The sequence below is a fragment of the Xanthobacter sp. NM-59 genome (assembly GCF_021401125.1).
In the GTDB taxonomy this organism is placed as follows: domain Bacteria; phylum Pseudomonadota; class Alphaproteobacteria; order Rhizobiales; family Xanthobacteraceae; genus Xanthobacter.
The window spans coordinates 85075-103269 of sequence record NZ_JACBFQ010000010.1; the positions used below are offsets into that span (position 1 = coordinate 85075).

An 18195-nucleotide genomic window follows, 5' to 3' on the forward strand; every position below is an offset into this window, starting at 1 on the left:
CCGGATGGACGAGGAAGAGCCCTGATCGCGGCCGCGCCGCTTCCGGCGGAAGCGGTGCGGAACAGGGGGATCACGCGGTGGCGCGGGCCTCGGCGGCGTAGAGGCTGGGCGGCCGGGGCAGGCCGTAATGCTCGCGCAGGGTGCGGCCAGTATATTCGGTGCGGAACAGCCCCCGCCGCCGCAGGATCGGCACCACTTCCGACGCAAACAGGTCGAAGCCGGCCGGATACCAGGGCGGCATCACGTTGAAGCCGTCGGCGGCCCGGCTCTCGAACCAGAGCTGGATCTCGTCGGCGATCTTCTCCGGCGTGCCCACCGCCACATAATGGCCGCGCGCCCCGGCGAGACGGTCGATGAGCTGGCGCAGGGTGGGCTTTTCCCGCCTCACGATGTCCACCACCAGCTGGAAGCGGCTCGCCACCTTCCTGGTCTCGGCCGCGTCGGAGAAGGCGTCGAGCGGCACCGTCCCGTCCAGCGGAGCGCCGGAGAAATCGACGCCGGTGATCTGCTTCAGCTGGGTCAGCGAATATTCGGGCTGGATCAGCTCGTTGAAGGCGTCATGAAGCTGGCGCGCCTCGAACTCGCTCGATCCGATATAGGGGCTGATCCCGGGCAGGATCTTCACATGGTCCCGATTGCGGCCCAGCCCCTCCGCCTGCGTCTTGATGTCCGCATAGAAGGCGCGGGCGCTCTCCACCGTCTGGTGGGCGGTGAAGATGGCCTCGGCATAGCGCGCGGCGAACGAACGCCCGTCGTCGGAGGAGCCCGCCTGCACATAGACCGGGCGGCCCTGCGGGCTGCGCGGAATGTTGAGGGCGCCCTTCACCCGGAAGTGCCGGCCCACATGGTCGATGGGATGGATCTTGCGATCGTCCGCGAACAGGCCGGATCGGGGATCGGCGACGAGGGCATCGTCCTCCCAGCTGTCCCAGAGCTTGGTCACCACATCGACGAACTCGGCCGCGCGGGCATAGCGCTCGGCATGGCTCGGGGTCTCCGCGAGGCTGAAATTGCCCGACGCCTGCGGCACGGCGGTGGTGACGATGTTCCAGCCCGCGCGCCCGCCGGAAAGATGATCCAGCGAGGCATAGAGACGGGCGAGGTTATAAGGCTCGTAATAGGTGGTGGAGGCGGTGCCGATGAGGCCGATATGGCTTGTGGCCGCCGCGATGGCCGAAAGCCAGGTCAGCGGTTCCAGGCGGAAGCGCGAGGCGTAGCGGATATTGTCCACCTGCGCCGGGCCATCGGCGAAAAACACCGCATCGAGCTTCGCCGCCTCCGCCGAGCGAGCGAGGTCCTGGTAGAAGCCGATGTCCAGGAGCCGCTCCGGCCGCGCGCCGGGATAGCGCCAGCCGGCCTCGTGGTGGCCGCCCGGATAGATGAACAGATTGAGGACGAGCTGGCGGCCGGCGGCCGTACGGTTCAGGGTGGGTGCCATGGGATCTCTCCTTTGATCGCTCAAGGCGTGACGGGGCAGAACAGGGGGCCGGCTCAGCCGGCGCGGGCGATGGCGGGGGCGGCATGCTCGACGGCGCGCGCCCGCGCCCGCTCGGCCACGCGCGCGGCGGCACCGCCTCCCCCGGTCAAGGGCGCGCGGCCCTCCACCGGGTGGCTGGGATCGGTGTAGAACTGGGTCGAGACGTGCCCCTCTGGCACAAGGGACGCCACCAGCGCCTCGTCTTCGGCGGTGAAGTCGTAATCGAGGGCCGCCACATAGGCCTGCCACTGCTCCGGAGTGCGCGGGCCGGCGATGGCGGAAGTGACCAGCCGGTTGTTCAGCACCCAGGAGAGGGCGAAGGTGGCGGCCGAGATGCCGCGCTCCGCCGCGTGGCGGGCGATGGCCTGGGCGATGGCGACGGATTCCGGCCGCCATTCCGTTTCCAGGATGCGCCGGTCGCCGCGCCCGGCGCGGCTGTCGGCGGCGGGCGCGGCGCCGGGAAGGTATTTCCCGGTCAGCACGCCGCGCGCCAGCGGCGAATAGGACACCACGCCGAGGCCGTGATGATGGGCGGCGGGAAGCTGCTCCACCTCGGCGGTGCGATCCACGATGTTGTAGAGCGGCTGGCTGGCGATGGGCCGGTCGATGCCGAGCTGATCGGCCAGGTGCGCCACCTCGCCGATGCGCCAGCCGCGGAAGTTGGACACCGCGAAATAGCGCACCTTGCCGGCGCGGATGAGGTCCGCCACCGCCCGCACCGCCTCGCTCAGGGGCTGGTCGAAGATGGCGCGGTGGAAATAGAGGATGTCGATATAATCGGTGCCGAGCCGCCTGAGGCTGGCCTCGGCCGCCTCGATCACCCATTTGCGCGACAGGCCCTGCCGGTTCGGCCCCTCCCCGCCGGGATTGGCGAGCTTGGTGGCGAGCACATAGGCATCGCGATCCGCCTTGATGGCGCGGCCCACCACCTCCTCGGTCGCACCCTTCTGGTAGGCGTCGGCGGTGTCGATGAAGAAGAAGCCGGCTGCCTTGGCTTGGTGGATGATGCGGTGGGAGGTGGCCTCGTCGGTGGGGCCGCCGAACATCATGGTGCCTAGCGCCAGCTTCGGCACCTTGAGCCCGCTTCGGCCGAGATAGCGATAATCGGGGGAACTCAGCGAGGAGGTCATGGGAGCATCCTTCAATGGGGGGCGCCCGTGGGCGCGTGATGGCAGGCCACCTGCTGGCCGTCCCCGGCCGGGCGCAGCACCGGATCGGCCTCGGTGCACAAAGGCGTCGCGAGGGGGCAGCGGGGATGAAAGCGGCATCCGGCGGGAACGTTGCGCGCGCTCGGCAGGTCCCCGGAAAGGGGCGCGGCATGGCGCCGGCGCCCGGGTGTGGGCACCGCCTCCATCAGGGCGCGGGTATAGGGATGGAGCGGGCGGCTGAAGATCTCCTGCCAGCTCCCGGTCTCGACGATGCGGCCGAGATACATGACCAGCACCCGGTCGGCGAAATAACGCACCACCGACAGGTCATGGGAGATGAAGAGATAGGAGAGGCCAAGCTCGGCCTTCATCTTCGACAAAAGGTTCAGGATCTGCGCCTGGATGGACAGATCGAGCGCGGAGACCGGCTCGTCGCAGATGACGAGGCGGGGCGACAGGATCAGCGCGCGGGCAATGCCGAGCCGCTGGCGCTGGCCGCCCGAGAATTCGTGCGGATAGCGCGACAGTGCCGCGCGCGGCAGGCCCACCCGTTCGAGCGCCGCGCCCGCCGCCTGCGCCCGCTCGGCGCGGCTGCCGAGGCCGTGCACCTCCAGCGGCCCCTTGAGGATCTCGGCCACGGTGTGGCGCGGGTTCAGGGAGGCGAAGGGGTCCTGGAACACCATCTGCGCCTGCCGGCGATAGCTCTTGAGCGGGCCGCCCTTCAACGGCGCCACATCCGTCCCGTCGAACAGGACGCGCCCCGCCGAGGGGGCCACGAGGCGCATCAGCACCTTGGCGAGACTGGACTTGCCGCATCCGGATTCACCCACAAGGCCCACCGTCTCCCCGGTGTTGACCGTGAACGAGACGCCATCCACCGCGCGCAGCATTTGGCCACCCACGGCATAGCCGGCATGAAGGTCCTCAACCGACAGGAGCGGCATGGCACGCCTCCGAGACAGGTGCTGCTGTGGTGACAGGGCAGGCCGACAGGCGGCCGGGCGCGATGCTCACGAGGTCCGGCACGGCGATGCGGCACGCGGCACGCGCCAGCGGGCAGCGCGGGGCAAAGGCGCAGCCTTTCTCTCCGGCCGCCGAGGCGATGGATCCACGGATCTCGTTCAGCGGGCCCACCGAACAATGCTGCCCCGCCTCAAGCCGGGGCGAGGCGGCGAGCAAGCCGCGCGTATAGGGGTGCAGGGGAGTAGCAAACAGCACCTCGAACGGCGCTTCCTCCACCTTGCGGCCCGCATACATCACCGCCACCCGGTCCGCCCATTCGGCCACCACGCCCAGATCGTGGGTGATGAGAAGCAGGCCCATGGAAAGGTCCCGCCGCAGCGCGTCCAGAAGGTCCAGCACCTGCGCCTGGATGGTCACGTCCAGCGCCGTGGTGGGCTCGTCGGCGATGAGCAGGCGCGGCGAGCAGGCCACCGCGATGGCGATCATCACCCGCTGGCGCATGCCGCCCGACAATTCGTGGGGATATTCCGCCACCCGCCGCTGCGGCTCCGGGATGCGCACGAGGTCGAGGAGCTCCACCGCCCGCGCCCGCGCCGCCCCGCGCGACAGGCCCTGGTGGAGGCGCACCACCTCGGCGATCTGGTCGCCCACGCTGAGCACCGGGTTGAGGGCGGTCATGGGCTCCTGGAACACCATGGCGATGTCGCGCCCGCGCACGTCGCGCAGCTCCCGGTCGCCCAGACGGGCAAGGTCGCGCCCGCCGAACAGCACCTCGCCGGAGGCGATGCGCGCCCGCTCGGGCAACAGCCGCAGCAGCGCCAAAGCGGTGAGCGACTTGCCTGAGCCGCTCTCGCCCACCAGTGCCACCGTCTCGCCGGCCTCCACCGTGAGCGAGACATCGCGCACCGGCGTCGCCTTCGGGAAGGCGATGGAAAGGCCCCGCACGTCGAGAAGGGCGCTCATTGCTGGCCCTCCCCCGACAGGCGCGGATTGAGCGCGTCGTTGAGGCCGTCGCCGATGAGGTTGAGGGCGAGCACGGTCGCGACGATGGCAAGCCCCGGCACGGCGGCGAGGTACCAGGCCGTGCGCAGCAGCTCCCGCCCGGCGCCGATCATGGACCCCCAGCTCACCACATTGGGGTCGCCCAGCCCCATGAAGGAGAGCGCGCTTTCCATAAGAATGGCGGTGGCCACCGTCACCGAGATGAGCACGATCACCGGCGGCAGCGCATTGGGCAGAATCTCGCGGAAGATGATACGGGCATGCCCGTAGCCCAGCGCGTGGGCGGCGGCCACGAGCTCCTTCTCCTTCAGTGCCCGGAACTGGGCCCGCACCAGCCGCGCCACCTGCGGCCACGACACCGCGCCGATGGCCAGGGCGATGGCCGGAATGGACGGCTCGGCGATGGCCACCAGGACGATCAACAGGATGAAACTGGGAATGGTCTGGAAGATCTCCACCAGCTTGACCAGCCCGTCATCCACCGCCCCGCCGAAATAGCCGGCGGTGGCGCCGATGAGAATGCCGGCGAGGAGCCCCACAATGGCGGCGGACGCGCCGATGAGGAGGCTCACCCGCGCCCCGTGGACCAGCCCCGCCAGCACGTTGCGCCCCAGGGCATCGGTGCCGAGGGGAAAGCGCGGATCCTGCCCCGGCCACAGCAGCGGGCGGCCCGCCAGCTCCAGCGGATCGTCCGGGAAGAGCAGCGGCGCCAGCAGTGCCGCGGCCGTCACGAAAACAAGGATGAGGCAACCGGCCACCGCGGTCGGATTGGCGAGGAAGGCCCGGAGCGCCCGGCGGCCATGGGCCGGTGTGAGGCGCTGCACCTCCTGCGTCGCCGCGCGGGCTGCGTCGGGGGCATGGACATTGGGCCACGCCTCGGCCCCGGGGGAAGGCGGCAGGTTCTGCTCGCGGCTGGCCGCGATGCGGGCGCCGGCGGTTGGATTGAAGGTGTCCGTGCCGTGCATCAGCGCACCTCGATCCGCGGGTCGAGCGCGGCCTGCAGGATGTCAATGGCCGCATTGATGGCCACCACCAGCAAAGAGGAGAGCAGGAGGATGCCCAGCAGCACGTGGAAATCGCGCCCCAGCACCGCCTCATAGGCGAGCCGCCCCAGCCCCGGCCAGCTATAGACCGTCTCCACCACCACCGCTCCGCCGAGCAATCCCGCAAGATGGATGCCGGCCATGGTGGTGACGGGGATGAGCGCGTTGCGCAGCACATGGCGGGTGGCGACAGCGAACGGCGAGAGCCCCTTGGCCCGTGCGGTTCGCACATGGTCCTGGGCCTTCACCTCCAGCATCTCGCCGCGGGTGAGGCGGGCATAGATAGCCACATAGAACAGCGCCAGGGAGAAGGCCGGCAACACCAGATAACGCGCCCGATCCAGAAGCATTTCGCCACCGGAGAACCCGGCGCCGATGGTCTCGGCGCCGCCGCTGGGCAGCCAGCCCAGCTTCACCGCGAACAGCACGATCAGCATCAGCCCGATCCAGAAGCTGGGAATGGAATAGAACAGCAGCGAGAGCACGCTCAGCACCTTGTCCGGCACGCGCCCGGCAAAGCTCGCCATCACGGCGCCGAGGGCGATGCCCGTCAGCAGCGCGAAGCCGAGCGCGGCGCCCATGAGGCTCAAGGTGTTGGGCAGGCGCTCCGCGATGAGCTCAGCCACCGGCTGGTTGTAGCGGGGCGAGATGCCGAGGCTGAAATGAGCGAGGTTCCACAGATAGGTGCCGAGCTGCTGCAGCACCGGCAGGTCGAAACCGAACTTCGCCTTCAGCGCCGCCAGGGTTTCCTCCGTCGCCGCGCCCGCTTCACCCGCCAGCACGTCGGCGGCATCGCCGGGCGCAAGGCGGAGCAGGAAGAAGTTGAGGATGACGATGCCGACGATGGTCGGCACCGATTGCAAGGCCGTGCGGCGCACCGCCGTGAGGATGCGGGGAAGCTGCCTCATGGCCGGCCCCGCCAGATGCTGTCGCGGCCCATGGCTCAGGCCTCGATATAGACGTCGGCGAAGGACGCATCGACGCCGGTCACGCCGATGGTGTGGTTCTTCACCTTCCGATTGAAGATCGTCACGCCGTCGGGGGCGAGGAGGCCGACGGCGGCGACATCATCGTGCACCAGCTTCTGGAAATCGAACCAGAGCTGGCGGCGCGCCTGCGGATCCCTCTCGATCGCCGCCGCCTCCAGGAGACGATCGACCTCCGGATTGCTGTAGTGCGAGGCATTGGAGAAGGGCAGCCCGATGCGGAAGTTCCTGGACCACAGTGTGCGTTGCACGCCGAGGGTGGGATCAAAAAGGTTCTGCAGGGATTCCAGAGTAATGTCGAAGTCGCGGCTGGTATATGTCTTCTGGATATAGGTCGCGAAATCGAAGAATTGGAAATCCACCGGAATGCCCACTTTGGCCAGGGACTGTTTCACGAAGTCACCGGCGGCCTGGGTGTTGAACGGATTGGCATAAAGGCGCAGCGCAAAGCGCGTGCCGTCGGCCTTGCGCGGGTAGCCGGCCTCGTCCAGCAGAGCGTTGGCGGCCTTCAGGTCGTAGCCGTAGGGCTCGAGGGAAGGATCGACGAAAGCCTTCAGATTGGGGCTGATGACCGAGGCCGCGACCTTGCCATAGCCGAAATAGACCACGTCCAGCAGCTTCTGCAGATCGATGGCCTGGGCGATCGCCAGCCGCACGCGCCGGTCCTGGAGCTGCGGCCGCTCGAAGTTGAAATAGAGCTGGGTCATGCGCCCGGCATAGTCATAGCCCCTCGTTTCCGCCCCGAGGCCAGGCAGCGCCGAGACCCGCGCCAGGTCCGCATAGGGCACCGGCGGGCCACCGGCGAGATCGAGCTCGCCGGCCTCGAATGCAGCGGAACGGGCGCTCTGGTCGGCGATGAAGCGCACCACCACGCGGTCGAGATAGGGCTTGCCCGCATCCCAGTAATCGGGGTTCCGCTCAAGGATGATGTGACTGCCCCGCACCCACTCCCTGAAGAGGAAAGGGCCGGTTCCGATGGGCGCGGAACCGTTCTTGTTGGTGAGAGGGTCGGTGCCCTCATAGATATGCTTGGCAACGATCGGTGATTCGTTGGCGTCGAGCGCGGTGAGAAGATAAGTCGCCGGCTTCGACAGGCGGATGATCACCGTATGGTCATCCGGCGTCTCCACTGCTGTGACCGAGGCGAAGGTGCCGCGTCCGCGCGGGTGAATCTTCTTCAGGAGATCGAGGGAATAGGCCACGTCCGCCGCCGTGAAGGGCTGGCCGTCGTGCCACTTCACCCCCTCGCGCAGCTTGAAGGTGTAGGTGAGCCCGTCGGCGCTGACGTCCCACCGGGTGGCAAGGGCGGGCTGGGGATTGAAGTTGAGGTCATAGGTGAGGAGCCCCTCCGTCACCTTGGGCGAGATGCGCTGAGTCGGCCCTGCCGTGTGGGCGATGGTCACCAGGGTCGACGGCTCATGCTCGACCAGGAAGCGCAGCACGCCGCCCTTGACGGGCGCTGATCCCGCCCCCTCCGCCTCATCCTTGGCCCAGGCCGGCGCGAAGGCGCCACCGCCGCCGAGAAACAGCGCGGCAGCCCCGGCCAGAACCGTGCGCCGGTGGATTTCCCCACGGAAAGTCAAAGACTTCGCGGACGAGGCGGGGGCGGGAGGCAAGGGCATCTGCCATCTCCTTCGAGGCTGATCGGGAAGCCAACGATAGGGGCACGGCACATTTCGTCAATTGATTTTATATAAAATCGATGCATTAACTGAACTAAAGCGCGATCACGGTGCCGTCGCCCGGCGACGTGCTTGCCCGCGGACCCGTACCCGGGGCTGCCCGCCATACCCCGAAGCCCGCGAAAGGAAGGCCCATGAGCAGTGCCACGCCCGCCCTCGCCCACTCCGCGGAGGCACCCGCCTTCGTGCCCCGTCACATCGCCGTGCATCCGCTCACCGGCCATATCGGTGCCGAAATCGAGGGGCCGGACCTGACCCAACCGCTGGCGCAGGACGTGGTGGACGAGATCCGCGCCGCGCTCCTGAAGTGGAAGGTGGTCTTCTTCCGCGACCAGCCGCTCACCCACGCGCAGCATGTCCAGCTGGCGCGCGCCTTTGGCGCCCCCACCATTGGTCACCCCGTGTTCGGCTTCGTGGAGGGTCATCCGGAGGTCTATTCCATCGGCCGAGATCGCTTCGCCACCCGCCATACGGGCGAGCCGCTGATCCGCCCCTGGACCGGCTGGCACACGGATGTCACCGCCGCGGTGAACCCACCTGCCGCCTCCATCCTGCGCGGCGTGGTGATCCCGCCTTATGGCGGCGACACCTTCTGGACCAATCTCGCGGTGGCCTATGAGGCGCTCTCTCCCACCCTGCGGGGCTTCATCGACACGCTGCGCGGCGTCCACGCGTTCTCCCCGCCTGAAGGCCAGAGCGCGACCGCGGACTTCAACGACCGGAACCGGCGCCGCCCGCTGGAGAGCGAGCACCCGCTGGTGCGGGTGATTCCGGAGACCGGCGAGCGGGTGCTGTTCGTCAGCCCTTCCTTCCTGAAGCGCGTCACCGGCCTGTCGCCGCGCGAGAGCCAGCAGATCCTGGAGCTGCTGTTCGAGCACATCACCCGGCCGGAATTCACCGTGCGCTTCCGCTGGCGGGAAGGCTCCATCGCCTTCTGGGACAACCGGACCACCGCCCATCTCGCCCCACGCGACATCTACAGCCTCGATTTCGACCGCCAGCTCTATCGCATCACCCTCAAGGGCGAGGTGCCGCTGGGCGTGGACGGGCACCCCTCCACCGCCATCGAGGGCGATCCCCTCGATGCGTTTTCCGCCGGCCACTCCTGAGAGCGATCCCTCCCGGCGAACCTCGCCGGGCCTGCCTGAACCGCAGGCCCGGCCTTTTTTTTCCTTCACCGGCGGACCGACCCGTCCGACCGACACAGACAGAAGCGCTTGCCCCCATGAGCCGTGACCGCCTGTTCCTGATTTCCCCGGGCTTCGAGGACCCCGCCGTCCCCGGACGCACTTTCTTCTGCCCTGACTGCAACCAGGTGGAAGGCTTGCTCGCCGCCAACCCCAGGCTCACCGAGGCGATCGACGTGGTGCGGGTGCCGTTCGCAAGACCCCGCGCGCCCGTCGTCGCCCTGCTTGGCGAGGAGAATCAGAGCCTGCCGGTGCTGATTTTCGGCGATACGGCCCCCGCGCCCGCCGATGCCCTCAGCCACCAGGACCTGCGCTTCGTCACCGACACCCGCCGCATCCTGGAGCTGATCGCCGAACGCCACGGCGTGCCCCTCCCCCATTGAGCGACGCCGTCGCCCACCCACAAGGACCTGTCACATGAGCCAGATCGACGACGCCTGGGGCGCCGGCCCCTCCGAACGCTATGAAACGCTCGCGAGCCGGTTCCGCTCCATCTTCCGCACCATCCGCGAGAGCGCGGTGGACCGCGAGCAGACCCATCGCCTGCCGCGCGAGGAAATCGCCGCCCTCAAGGCGTCCGGCTTCACCACGCTGCGGCTGCCGCAGGACGAAGGCGGCTTCGGCGCCACCTTGCCCGAGCTGTTCAACCTCTTGATCGAGCTGGCGGAAGCCGATCCGAACGTCACCAATGCCCTGCGCGCCCATTTTGGCTTCACCGAGGAGGTGCTGAACTCCCCCTTCAAGGATTATCGCGACCGCTGGGTGAAGCGCATCGCCGCGAAGGAAACCACCGGCAGCGGCTTCTCCGAGGCGGAAAACACGGTGGGGCACTTCTCCACCCGCCTCGTGCGCGACGGCGACAACTGGCGCCTCGACGGCGAGAAATACTACACCACCGGCTCGCTCTTCGCCGACTGGATCAATCTCGGCGCCGATGACGAGAATGGCGAGCTCATCCTGGCCCAAGTGCCCACCAGCGCCCCCGGCGTGACCATTCTCGATGACTGGGACGGCTTCGGCCAACAGCTCACCGCCTCGGGCACGGCGCGGTTCAAGGACGTCACCCTGAGCGACGACCTCATCAATCCGCAGCGCAAGCGCTTCCGCTATTCGGTGGCTTTCTACCAGCTGGTCCACCTCGCCACCCTGGCCGGCATCGGGCGGGCGGCGGCGGGCGATGTGGCGCGGCTGGTGGGCGCCCGCAAGCGCGTGTTCAGCCACGGCAATGCGGATCGCGCCGGCGCGGATCCACAGATTCTCCAGATGGTCGGCAAGGTGCGGGCCAGCGCCTATGGCGCCGGCGCCACCGTGCTGAAGGCCGCCGAGGCGCTGCAGCGCGCCTTTGAGGCACGGGAGCGGGAAGGCTCCGAGGGACAGGACCTCACCGCCGCGGTCGCGGACCTGGAAGTGAACCAGGCGGTCACGGTGGTGACCTCTCTCATCCTCGACGCCACCACCCTTCTGTTCGACGCCCTCGGCGCCTCGTCGGCCAAACGCGGCGTGGGGCTCGATCGCCACTGGCGCAATGCCCGCACCCTCTCCTCGCACAATCCGCGCATCTATCGCGAGCGGATCGTCGGCGATTTTGCGGTCAACGGCACCTGGCCGCCCGGCGCCTACCGTGTGGGCATCGCCGCTGGCCATGCGCGCTGACACACACACCCGCGCATCCGGATCCGCCCCGGGCGCGCGGGTGTGCCCGAGAGGGGCAGTTCTGCCGCCCGCCACGATTTTAAATTAAATCAATTGACATTATATATTATAAACAACCATCATCTGAAAAGGCTGCAGCCCCCGTCGGCGCTCCCTCCTCGCCACGGCGCCCCCAACCAGTCGAAGCGCCCGCCACGCGCCCCGGCGACGCCGCACCAGGCATTCCCTGACCAGCCCTCCCCGACCGGGCGCTGCCGACCCCACATGAACACAGGCGAAAGGAAAAGACAGATGCCGACCCGCCGGATCCTCGGACGCCTTCTCGCGCTCGGTCTTGCCGTTGGCGGCGCGCTATGCGCCGTGCCCGCCTTCGCCGAAGGCGTGTTGCGCATCTCGCAGCAGTTCGGCACCCTCTACACGCCCTTTCATGTCATGAAAGAGAAGAAGCTTATCGAGAAGCATGGCAAAGCTTTGGGCGTCGACATCACGGTGGACTGGACGCGCCTGTCCGGCGGCGCCGCGGTCAATGATGCCCTGCTCGCCGGCAACATCGACATCGCATCCGCCGGCATCGGGCCGTTTCTCATCTTGTGGGACAAGACACGGGGCACGCCGAACGAAGTGAAGATCGTCGGCGCGTTCGGCGCACAACCGAATTATCTGCTCACCAACAATCCCAACGTAAAGACCATCAAGGACTTCACCGAGAAGGACAAGATCGCCATGCCGGTGGCTGGCGTCTCGGTTCAGGCGCGGATTCTCCAGTTGGCCAGCGAGCAGACATTCGGGCCCGGCAAGGCCAAGACGCTCGACCCCTTGATGGTGACGCTGCCGCATCCCGACGCCACCGCCGCGCTGATCTCCGGCAGCACGGAGATCACGGCTCATCTTTCCAATCCGCCATTCCAGAACCAGGCGTTGAAAAGTCCCAACATTCACAAGGTGTTTTCGTCCTACGACATCTTTGGTGGCCCGATCACGCCCACCGTGGCCTATGCCACGGAGAAGTTCCGGAAGGAAAATCCCAAGACCTACCAAGCCTTCTTCGACGCCTTTGCCGAGGCAACCGAATGGGTGAAGGCGCACAAGACGGAAGCGGCCGCGATCTATGTGCAGGTCGAGCAGTCGAAGCTCGATTCGGCCTTCATCGAAGAAGTGCTCTCCAGTCCGGACACGCAATACACCCTCGTTCCGAGTGGTACGCTCAAGTTTGCCGATTTCATGAACCGTATCGGCGCCATCAAGTCCAAGCCCGCAAGCTTCAAGGACTATACTTTCGAGGACCTGCACGCCGGCTCCGGATCGTGAGCCGTTGCGGATGAGCCCCCTTCCATCCACGCTGCCGCGTCCGCAGCCGCCAGTATTGGAGGCGCGCGGCCTCACCCTGGATTACCCGAGCCCCCAGGGCCCGGCGCGCGCGGTGACGGATGTCAGCTTCCGCGTCGCGGCCGGCGAGCGGCTGGTGCTGCTGGGTCCGTCAGGATGCGGAAAATCCTCCATCCTCAAGGCGCTTGCGGGTTTCCTGAAGCCGGCGGCCGGCGCCGTGGAAATCCGCGGCAAGACCATCGCCGGCCCGGGGCCGGACCGCCTCGTGGTGTTCCAGGAGTTTGACCAGCTCCTGCCCTGGAAGAGCGTGCGCGACAATGTGGCCTTCCCTCTGCGGGCCGCGCGCCGGCTCGGCTTGAGGGAGGCGCGCGCCCGTGCCGCCGTGGCGCTGACAAAAGTAGGCCTGGGCCGCGCCCTCGACGCCTATCCCCACACCCTGTCGGGCGGCATGAAGCAGCGCGCCGCGATTGCCAGGGCGCTGGCGGCCGAGCCCGACGTGCTGCTGATGGACGAGCCCTTTGCCGCCCTTGATGCCCTGACCCGCCGCACGCTGCAGGAGGACCTGCTGGCGCTCGCGCAGGAGCAGGGTTTCACCCTCGTGTTCGTCACCCATGCCATCGACGAGGCCGTGCTGCTGGGCACCCGACTGCACCTGCTGGCGGCTCATCCCGGCCGCACCATCGCCACGTTCGACACCTCGGGCCTCGGTCTTGCGGAGCGCGGCACCGCGCCGTTCGAGGATGTCGTTCGTCAAGTCCATGACCTGCTGTTCACCGGCGGAGCTCTCCATGTCTGACCAAGCCGCTCCTGATGACGCGCTCGGGCGAGCCGACAGCGTCATCACGTTCGAAGCCCGCGACAGCAAGGGGTCCGTCCAACCGTGGGCATCCACGCTCAGCGATGGCCTGCGCCGGCTCTGGAAAGCCACGCTCGTGCGCCGGCTGGTGATCCTCGCGGCGCTGGCCGCGCTCTGGCAGGCGGCCGCGCTGTGGCAGAATAACCCGCTGCTGTTTCCCACCTTCACCAACATGGCGCAGGCGCTCGTCACCGGCCTCAGGGACGAAGACCTGTTTCCCTCCGCAGTGGCGTCGCTCTGCGTTCTGGTGAAGGGCTATGCCATTGCGATCCTACTGGCGCTCGCGCTGGTCTCGACCGCCATAGCCCTGCCCTTCGTCAGGGAAGTGCTGCTGACGCTGACGGCCATGTTCAATCCGCTGCCAGCCATCGCGCTGCTGCCCCTGGCCATGCTCTGGTTCGGTCTCGGTGAGGCCAGCCTGCTGCTGGTGATGGTGCACGCCGTGCTGTGGCCATTCGCGCTCGCGGCCCTGACCGGCTTTGAGCTGGTGCCCGAGACACAGCGCCTGGTGGGACGCAATTACGGCCTTCGGGGCCCCTCCTATGTGGTGCTCATCCTGATCCCGGCGGCGCTGCCCTCGCTGCTGTCGGGGCTGAAGATCGCCTGGGCGTTCGCCTGGCGCACGCTGATCGCGGCGGAGCTGGTGTTCGGCGTCTCCTCGCGCTCGGGCGGGCTCGGCTGGTACATCTACCGTAACCGCAACGAATTGCTCACCGACAAGGTGTTCGCCGGCCTCGTCTCGGTGATTCTCATCGGGCTTGCGGTAGAAGTGATTTTCCGCGCCATCGAGCAGGGCACGGTGCACCGCTGGGGCCTCCAGCGCTGAACGGAGGGGGCAAGAACCTCACCCCACACCGCCAACACCATGCCGAGGCCCATGGACAGGCGATCGGAGAGCGGCACCCGAGAGGGGCTTGAACGGCACCCGTCACCGCTGGGAGGCGCGCGGATGCCCCCCGGGGGCCTTGAAGCTCGGCCCCCGGGGAGCCGGCCAGCTGGGGGGCTGGCTTTGGTCGCCCCCGGGGGAACACGGCGCGCCGGAAGCCGAAAGGGATTTCAGAAGAAGCCCTTGGCGGGAAGCGGCGTGCCCTTCAGCAGCAGGGCGCCGATGGCCTGTGCCTTGTAGCTCGAGGGATTGTGGGACGCGATGGTGCGCGCATTGCGCCAGTGCCGGTCCAGATTGGCGCTGCGCTCCGTGGCGGAGGCGCCACCCGCATCGAACAGCAGCGAGCCAGAACGCAAAGCCAGATCGTCGATCACCAGCTTCGCCTGGGCTGCCGTCCGCGCGGCCTGCGCCCCCAATTCCGCGGCCGCCTCGCCGCGGTCGCGGGCATCGCTCGCCCGGTCGAGGGCCTCGGCGGCGGTGAGGATGAGGGATCGCGCCGCGAGGGCGCTGGCCGAAAGCTGGCCCACCACCTGCTGCAGGAAGGGGTCATCCGCCGGCGTCGGCGTCGGCGCATAGTAGAAGCTGCGCTTGCGCCGCTTCACCAAGGCTATGGCATCGTTGAGGATGGCCTGCACGATGCCCGCCACCACAGTGGTGAGGAAGAGCTGGGCCTGGGTGTTGGAATAGGCAAGGCCATAGCCGCGCTCCGGCGTGTCGAAGACCGCCTCGTCCGCCTCCACCCGCACATTGTGGAAGCGGGTGGTGCCGGAAGCGGTGAGGCGCTGGCCCGCCCCGTCCCAGTCGTCGAGGATCTCGATGCCCTCGCGCCGGGTGGGGATGATGACGGCCGCCACCCGCCCCTTGTCGTCGGCCGCGCGCACCAGCATGGAATCCGCGAACAGCGTGCCGGTGGAATAGTATTTCACCCCCTCCAGGCGGAAGCCCTCCCCTTCGGGGATGAGGCGGGTGTCCGGTGCGAAGCCGCCGGCGGGCAGGGAGCCGGCCTCGGTGGAGGCAAGGCCGAAGATGCCGCCTTCGCGCACCAAAGCCTGCCACGCCCGGCTGCGGGCATCAAAGGGCTGGCGGGCATATTGCTCGGCCACCGTGAAATGGTTGCGGAAGATGTGGGCGACATTGGCATCGGCCGCCGCCAGTTCCAGGGTGAGCCCATAGACCTGCCGGAAAGTGGCGCCGGCGCCGCCATCCACCTTGGCGAGCCGCAGTGCGCCGAAGCCGGCCCGCTTCAGGAGTTCAATGGCCTCGAACGGCAGGACGCGGTCGCGCTCGCGCTCGGACGCGCCCGCGCCGATCTGGTCGAACAGGCTCCTCCACTGCGCCGGGTCGGCGCCAAGGGGGTGCGTGGGCTGGACGGAAGCGGGAATGACGGGCTTGTTCATGACAGTTCCTGGGATGAGGGGCAGAGCGCAGACCGGTCAGAGCTGGGCGAGATGGTCGGAAACGGTGATGGGCTCTGGGAGGATCTTCCGCGCCACCAGCCAGTCCGCCGCCTGCTGCAGGTCGGCGACGAATTTCTTGTCGGAGACCGGGATCAGCGTGTAGTGCCGCTGACGCGCGATGAACTGGTCGCGGATGATGTCGCTGTAGCCGGCGCGCTTCTGCACGATGGTCTCGGCCTCGACCACATTGGCGTTGGTCCAGCGGGCCTCGGCCTCATAGGCCGCCACCACCGCCTTGACGATCTGCGAATTCTGCTCGGCGAAGGCGCGGCTGGTGAGATACGAGCTGTAATCGATGAAGAAATCGAGGTCGCGGCCTTCGACGAAGACATCGTGCGCCTTGTAATCCAGCCGCGCGATGTCGACTCCCGGGCTCCACATGGACCAGGCATCCACCTTGCCGGACGCCAGCGCGGGAGCCGCATCGGGCGGATTGAGATAGACGAACTTCACCTTGGAACGGTCGATGCCGTGCTTTTCCAGGGCGGCCACGAGCAGGAACTCGCCCAGGCCCGAGCGGTTGACCGCCACCGAGCGGCCGACCAGATCCTCCACCTTGTCGATGCCCGAGCCGTCCTTGGCGATGATGGCGGTGGTACGCGGCTCGTAGAGCACGAACTGGGTGAACACCAGCGGCGAGCCGGCGATGATGGCGGCCAAGGCCGGCGTGGTGGAACCGCCGAAGCCGAAATCAGCGCTGCCGCCGGTGACCGCCTGCAGCGTCGGCGCATGGTTGGGGAAGGGCCCGAGCCATTCCACCTTGATGCCCTGGTCGGCCAGCGTCTTCTCGAACACACCCCGCTCCTTGGCGATCAGGGTGAGGCCATGGAAGCCCCAGGTGAGACGCACCGTGTCCGTATTGCGCGTATCCGCGGCCGCCCGCGCGAGGGTGGGCGCGAGGACGGCGGCGCCGAGGCCCGCCGCCACGGAAGAGAGGAAGGCGCGGCGGGAAGGGATGAGGAAGCTCGACATGGGGTTCTCTTGGCTCATTCTTCAAGATCTGGGGGTTGAGACTCAGGCCGCAGCCGGGTCGTGCGCGACACCGAGCTCCGCCAGCAGCTGCGCGCGGCTGGCGGCGGGCGCGCCGGGTTCCGGCGAGCAATGCTCCGCCGCGATGGCGCCGCCACGCATCACCAGGATGCGGTCGGCGAGCGCGATGGCCTCATCCACGTCGTGGGTGACGAGCATCACGCCGGGCCGGTGGCGCGCCACCAGCGCCTTCACCAGCCCGTGCATGTGGATGCGGGTGAGCGCGTCGAGGGCGGCGAAGGGTTCGTCGAGCAGCAGCAGCTCCGGCTCCTGCACCAGCGCGCGGGCCAGGGCCACGCGCTGCGCCTGCCCGCCGGACAGGTTGCGCGGCCAGTCGTCCAGCCGCCCGCTCAGGCCCACTTCCGCCAGCGCCGCCCCGGCCTTTTGCCGTGCCCCGGCCGCGTTCAGGCCCAGGGCCACGTTGCGCCACAGGCTGTCCCACGGCAGAAGGCGATGTTCCTGAAACACCACCGCCGGCCGCCCGGGTGCCTCGATGCTCCCGCCGTCGATGGGATCGAGCCCAGCCAGGGCCCGCAGAAGGGTGGTCTTGCCGCAGCCGCTCTCACCCAGGAGCGCCACGAACTCGCCGCGGCCAATGACGAGGTCCAGCCGGTCGATGATGACGCGCGGCCCATAGGCGCGCCGCAGCCCCGTGACGCGGACCGCAGGGCGGCGGGAAAGGAGCGCGCCGCTCATCGTCCCGTCCCGCCGAAATTGGGATGCCAGGCCAGAAGCCGCCGTTCCAGGAGGCGCGCGGCGGAATCCGCCGCCACCCCGATGAGGGCGTAGATGACGATGGTCAGCACCACCACGTCGGTGCGCAGGAACTCCCGCGCATCCATGGCCAGAAAGCCGATGCCCGCCTCCGCCCCGAGGGTCTCGGCCACCACCAGCGCCAGCCACGCCGTCGCCAGCGAATAGCGCACGCCGGTGAGGATAGACGGCAAGGCGCCCGGCAGCACGATGCGGCGGATGAGCGTGAAGGTGGAAAGCCCCTGCACCCGGCCGAGCTCCAGCAGCTTCGGATCCACCTGCCGGATCCCCAGGGTGGTGTTGATGTAGATGGGGAAGGCGACACCCAGCGCCACGAGGAAGATCTTCTGCCCTTCCCCAACGCCGAACCAGACGATCACCAGCGGCAGCAGCGCGAGGAAGGGGATGGCGCGCACCATCTGCACGCTGCGGTCCAGCAGGGCCTCGGCGATCCGGGAAAAGCCCACCAGCACGCCCAGCGCGAACGCGATCGAGCCGCCGATGACAAAGCCGATGGCCGCCCGCAGCAGGCTGGTGCCAAGATCGGACAAGAGGCTGCCGGAAATGGTGAGCTTCACGGCGGTGGCGAGCACCTTGCTCGGCGCTGGCAGCACCTGGGGCGTCACATAGCCTTGCCGGGCCAGGAATTCCCAGACCGCGAGCAGCGCCACAGGCACCGCCCAGGACAGCAGGAACAGCCCCCGCCCGCCCAGCCGCGCCGCGCGCCTGCGCGGCCGCGCCAGCGTG

The 18195-nt window shown here is 68.3% G+C and carries 17 protein-coding genes; 6 read left to right on the top strand and 11 right to left on the bottom strand.

Going from position 1 to position 18195, the window contains the following annotated elements:
* Positions 1-70: 70 nt before the first annotated feature.
* Genes L0966_RS16995 through L0966_RS17025 form a run of 7 tightly spaced genes read right to left on the bottom strand, consistent with a single transcriptional unit; the run spans position 71 to position 8241 of the window.
* Complete coding sequence (locus L0966_RS16995; protein ID WP_234053159.1) at positions 71-1438, bottom strand: LLM class flavin-dependent oxidoreductase; 1368 nt, start codon at positions 1436-1438, stop codon at positions 71-73.
* A 53-nt stretch (positions 1439-1491) separates the two neighbouring features.
* Entirely contained in the window at positions 1492-2607 is a 1116-nt protein-coding gene (locus L0966_RS17000; protein WP_234053160.1) for an aldo/keto reductase, read from the bottom strand.
* 11 nt (positions 2608-2618) lie between these two features.
* On the bottom strand, positions 2619-3569 hold the full coding sequence (locus L0966_RS17005) for an ABC transporter ATP-binding protein (RefSeq protein WP_234053161.1): 951 nt from the start codon (positions 3567-3569) through the stop codon (positions 2619-2621).
* Positions 3550-4551, bottom strand: a complete 1002-nt coding sequence (locus L0966_RS17010) for an ABC transporter ATP-binding protein (RefSeq protein ID WP_234053162.1) — start codon at positions 4549-4551, stop codon at positions 3550-3552. The genes L0966_RS17005 and L0966_RS17010 overlap by 20 nt, the downstream gene beginning before the upstream one ends.
* On the bottom strand, positions 4548-5555 hold the full coding sequence (locus L0966_RS17015; RefSeq protein ID WP_234053163.1) for an ABC transporter permease: 1008 nt from the start codon (positions 5553-5555) through the stop codon (positions 4548-4550). The genes L0966_RS17010 and L0966_RS17015 overlap by 4 nt, the downstream gene beginning before the upstream one ends.
* On the bottom strand, positions 5555-6541 hold the full coding sequence (locus tag L0966_RS17020) for an ABC transporter permease (protein WP_234053164.1): 987 nt from the start codon (positions 6539-6541) through the stop codon (positions 5555-5557). The genes L0966_RS17015 and L0966_RS17020 overlap by 1 nt, the downstream gene beginning before the upstream one ends.
* Before the next feature lie 35 nt (positions 6542-6576).
* On the bottom strand, positions 6577-8241 hold the full coding sequence (locus L0966_RS17025) for an ABC transporter substrate-binding protein (RefSeq protein ID WP_234053165.1): 1665 nt from the start codon (positions 8239-8241) through the stop codon (positions 6577-6579).
* Positions 8242-8435: 194 nt separating this feature from the next.
* Here L0966_RS17025 and L0966_RS17030 point away from each other — a divergent pair, with 194 nt between their 5' ends.
* The 6 genes from L0966_RS17030 (at position 8436) to L0966_RS17055 (ending at position 14149) form a co-directional block, all read left to right on the top strand.
* Positions 8436-9410: a TauD/TfdA family dioxygenase gene (locus L0966_RS17030; RefSeq protein ID WP_234053166.1), complete on the top strand. Its 975-nt coding sequence runs from the start codon at positions 8436-8438 to the stop codon at positions 9408-9410.
* 116 nt (positions 9411-9526) lie between these two features.
* The gene (locus tag L0966_RS17035; RefSeq protein WP_234053167.1) at positions 9527-9871 is read left to right on the top strand and encodes a DUF3088 domain-containing protein; all 345 of its coding nucleotides are present in this window, start codon (positions 9527-9529) and stop codon (positions 9869-9871) included.
* 34 nt (positions 9872-9905) lie between these two features.
* A complete protein-coding gene (locus L0966_RS17040; protein WP_234053168.1) occupies positions 9906-11141 on the top strand; it encodes an acyl-CoA dehydrogenase family protein in 1236 nt (411 codons plus the stop codon).
* A gap of 42 nt (positions 11142-11183) precedes the next feature.
* Positions 11184-12449 carry an ABC transporter substrate-binding protein gene (locus tag L0966_RS17045; protein ID WP_234053169.1) on the top strand — a complete coding sequence of 422 codons (1266 nt, stop codon included), beginning with the start codon at positions 11184-11186 and terminating at the stop codon, positions 12447-12449.
* A gap of 10 nt (positions 12450-12459) precedes the next feature.
* Positions 12460-13263 carry an ABC transporter ATP-binding protein gene (locus tag L0966_RS17050; protein WP_234053170.1) on the top strand — a complete coding sequence of 268 codons (804 nt, stop codon included), beginning with the start codon at positions 12460-12462 and terminating at the stop codon, positions 13261-13263.
* Positions 13256-14149 carry an ABC transporter permease gene (locus L0966_RS17055; RefSeq protein WP_234053171.1) on the top strand — a complete coding sequence of 298 codons (894 nt, stop codon included), beginning with the start codon at positions 13256-13258 and terminating at the stop codon, positions 14147-14149. The genes L0966_RS17050 and L0966_RS17055 overlap by 8 nt, the downstream gene beginning before the upstream one ends.
* A 230-nt stretch (positions 14150-14379) precedes the next feature.
* Here the strand turns inward: L0966_RS17055 and L0966_RS17060 are convergent, their stop codons facing one another.
* The 4 genes from L0966_RS17060 to L0966_RS17075 are packed head-to-tail and all read right to left on the bottom strand — an operon-like array spanning position 14380 to position 18191.
* Positions 14380-15606 carry an acyl-CoA dehydrogenase family protein gene (locus tag L0966_RS17060; protein WP_234053172.1) on the bottom strand — a complete coding sequence of 409 codons (1227 nt, stop codon included), beginning with the start codon at positions 15604-15606 and terminating at the stop codon, positions 14380-14382.
* Between the two features lie 36 nt (positions 15607-15642).
* The gene (locus tag L0966_RS17065) at positions 15643-16638 is read right to left on the bottom strand and encodes an NrtA/SsuA/CpmA family ABC transporter substrate-binding protein (RefSeq protein ID WP_234053173.1); all 996 of its coding nucleotides are present in this window, start codon (positions 16636-16638) and stop codon (positions 15643-15645) included.
* A gap of 42 nt (positions 16639-16680) precedes the next feature.
* Positions 16681-17391 carry an ABC transporter ATP-binding protein gene (locus L0966_RS17070; protein ID WP_234053174.1) on the bottom strand — a complete coding sequence of 237 codons (711 nt, stop codon included), beginning with the start codon at positions 17389-17391 and terminating at the stop codon, positions 16681-16683.
* Complete coding sequence (locus L0966_RS17075) at positions 17388-18191, bottom strand: ABC transporter permease subunit (RefSeq protein ID WP_234053287.1); 804 nt, start codon at positions 18189-18191, stop codon at positions 17388-17390. The genes L0966_RS17070 and L0966_RS17075 overlap by 4 nt, the downstream gene beginning before the upstream one ends.
* Positions 18192-18195: the final 4 nt, after the last annotated feature.

Excerpts from the sequence above, each read along its gene's own strand:
- L0966_RS16995 (WP_234053159.1), bottom strand. The coding sequence starts at position 1,438 with ATGGCACCCACCCTGAACCGTACGGCCGCCGGCCGCCAGCTCGTCCTC.
- L0966_RS17000 (WP_234053160.1), bottom strand. The coding sequence starts at position 2,607 with ATGACCTCCTCGCTGAGTTCCCCCGATTATCGCTATCTCGGCCGAAGC.
- L0966_RS17005 (WP_234053161.1), bottom strand. The coding sequence starts at position 3,569 with ATGCCGCTCCTGTCGGTTGAGGACCTTCATGCCGGCTATGCCGTGGGT.
- L0966_RS17010 (WP_234053162.1), bottom strand. The coding sequence starts at position 4,551 with ATGAGCGCCCTTCTCGACGTGCGGGGCCTTTCCATCGCCTTCCCGAAG.
- L0966_RS17015 (WP_234053163.1), bottom strand. The coding sequence starts at position 5,555 with ATGCACGGCACGGACACCTTCAATCCAACCGCCGGCGCCCGCATCGCG.
- L0966_RS17020 (WP_234053164.1), bottom strand. The coding sequence starts at position 6,541 with ATGAGGCAGCTTCCCCGCATCCTCACGGCGGTGCGCCGCACGGCCTTG.
- L0966_RS17025 (WP_234053165.1), bottom strand. The coding sequence starts at position 8,241 with ATGCCCTTGCCTCCCGCCCCCGCCTCGTCCGCGAAGTCTTTGACTTTC.
- L0966_RS17030 (WP_234053166.1), top strand. The coding sequence starts at position 8,436 with ATGAGCAGTGCCACGCCCGCCCTCGCCCACTCCGCGGAGGCACCCGCC.
- L0966_RS17035 (WP_234053167.1), top strand. The coding sequence starts at position 9,527 with ATGAGCCGTGACCGCCTGTTCCTGATTTCCCCGGGCTTCGAGGACCCC.
- L0966_RS17040 (WP_234053168.1), top strand. The coding sequence starts at position 9,906 with ATGAGCCAGATCGACGACGCCTGGGGCGCCGGCCCCTCCGAACGCTAT.
- L0966_RS17050 (WP_234053170.1), top strand. The coding sequence starts at position 12,460 with ATGAGCCCCCTTCCATCCACGCTGCCGCGTCCGCAGCCGCCAGTATTG.
- L0966_RS17055 (WP_234053171.1), top strand. The coding sequence starts at position 13,256 with ATGTCTGACCAAGCCGCTCCTGATGACGCGCTCGGGCGAGCCGACAGC.
- L0966_RS17060 (WP_234053172.1), bottom strand. The coding sequence starts at position 15,606 with ATGAACAAGCCCGTCATTCCCGCTTCCGTCCAGCCCACGCACCCCCTT.
- L0966_RS17065 (WP_234053173.1), bottom strand. The coding sequence starts at position 16,638 with ATGTCGAGCTTCCTCATCCCTTCCCGCCGCGCCTTCCTCTCTTCCGTG.
- L0966_RS17070 (WP_234053174.1), bottom strand. The coding sequence starts at position 17,391 with ATGAGCGGCGCGCTCCTTTCCCGCCGCCCTGCGGTCCGCGTCACGGGG.